We start from the raw sequence: 1,721 nt of genomic DNA, 5'->3' as shown, positions 1-1,721 counted from the left end.
ATCGGAACGTCCTTCTAACAGCTTTTCCAATAGAGAGTAATCCGTCTTATCCCTCTCGTCAATTAAATCTGACAGACTTTCAGGTTGCTTGATGTGGGAGAGGTTTTCTTGAGAAAGATTACTTCCTACCATTTCCCTAATTCCTTGTTTGCTTACTTCTTTATAAATAGCCATAAAATTCGATAATAACAAGATTTGTAAATATTTGTTACATAGAGACGTTAAAATCCTGAAACGATAAAAATTCTCTGAAAAAAGGAACGTTACTATAAGGGGTTATATGTACATAATCAATCCGTTGCTCTGCTTAGAGAGTACTACCAAGAAAGAGAAACAGTCAAAAACTTGAACAGGTTAAATCAGTAAGCATTCAGCAGTTAGCTAACGCGCTACGCTCAGGCTGACTGCACCTCAAGTAGCGTGGCCTACGGCCAATAGCTGTTGGCGTAGCCTGCGCGTAGCGCATATGCTTACTTAAATCAAGGGATTTAGAAGAAGGAATTTATGGCTATGACCCACCTAATTGCTCAAACTCATCACACTGATCCTCAGATAATTGATGATGATTTTTTGGATTATCCCCACGTAGATCATATCTGTCTTCAATTAGAGGAAGTCACCCTAGGAGCTTATAGCCTTGATAACCAAATTGTTTTTAGCTTACGGCAAATGTCTATACCGATTAGACAGTCTCCAAGACAAGCTCAACAATTTCTTGAAGAAAATGGCTATCAAAAATTATGGGTTACTACTCCTTCCCAGAGAAACTTGACTGTTTATCCTCTCAACAGCTTACTGGCTTATTGGAAATATTTAGTTTCAGACAATCTCATCCCCCCCTACCTGGATAAAAATCAAACAGTTTCCTTAAAGCAACTCATTGAACAATTAGAGAAAGACCCAAATCAATTAATCCAACCAAGGGTAAACTTAATTAACCAAGATTCAGATTTGCTAAAAGCAACCCCGACTAGGATTACAATTGGTCAATCCCAATTAGAAATATTAAAGACAGAGGATGATCAGGAGTTTCGGGTTAGTTTATCCGCTGCCATGGATGCCATAGGCTCATCGGTTGCTTTACTGGTGGGAATTATTAACTCAAGGAGAAAACTAAAAAAATTGAAAGCCAAAGGTTTTTCGGGTAAGATACTATACTGTTATACAGAAACTCAAGGGATAATGAAAACTATGAGTTTAGGAGATTGTCTTCATATTTGGGAATACTTTGCCCTGAAAGGCAATACTAAAGCTGTCTATCTCCTATCGTCTTGCAGCAAACTGGGGATAAATTCTCTGCTGGAATTTAAGTCTTAATCAGCAGTTATAGCAAGGAAAGTATAGTTTAGGACATAGTATTTTGTTTTCAAGGTAACAGGGTTCCCCCCTAACCCCCCTTAGTAAGGGGGGAAGGGAACAGGGAACAAAATATGTCTTAACCTTTACTTCGACTGCTATATTTAAACCTAATCAAGGTATAAAATTCCTTGATTAAACTGGTTGGTAATCGGTAAGGCTTAAGTGTTAATGGGTAATGGTACGAGAGTAATCACAATTACCCATTACCCATTACCCATTACTCATTACATCGGATTAGATATCAGATTAAGTCCGGTTGAATACCCATAATAAAGAAGATTGATGGGGAGATAGTGTGCTGTAAAAATTGGTATTAAGGATAATTATCGGGACATGATATCACTTAAGACCAACATTTAATA

1 protein-coding gene is annotated in these 1,721 nt (G+C 37.5%); it reads left to right on the top strand.

Features of this window, described 5'->3' with window-relative positions:
- Positions 1-510: 510 nt before the first annotated feature.
- Positions 511-1,317 carry a hypothetical protein gene (locus F6K20_RS37190; RefSeq protein WP_287247520.1) on the top strand — a complete coding sequence of 269 codons (807 nt, stop codon included), beginning with the start codon at positions 511-513 and terminating at the stop codon, positions 1,315-1,317.
- Positions 1,318-1,721: the final 404 nt, after the last annotated feature.

Source organism: Moorena sp. SIO2C4 (genome assembly GCF_010672485.1).
Classification (GTDB): Bacteria; Cyanobacteriota; Cyanobacteriia; order Cyanobacteriales; family Coleofasciculaceae; genus Moorena; species Moorena producens.
This window is presented reverse-complemented; position numbering and strand designations above follow the sequence as displayed.

Bases quoted from the DNA above. Each gene is read 5' to 3' on its own strand.
- F6K20_RS37190 (WP_287247520.1), top strand. From the start codon at position 511: ATGACCCACCTAATTGCTCAAACTCATCACACTGATCCTCAGATAATT.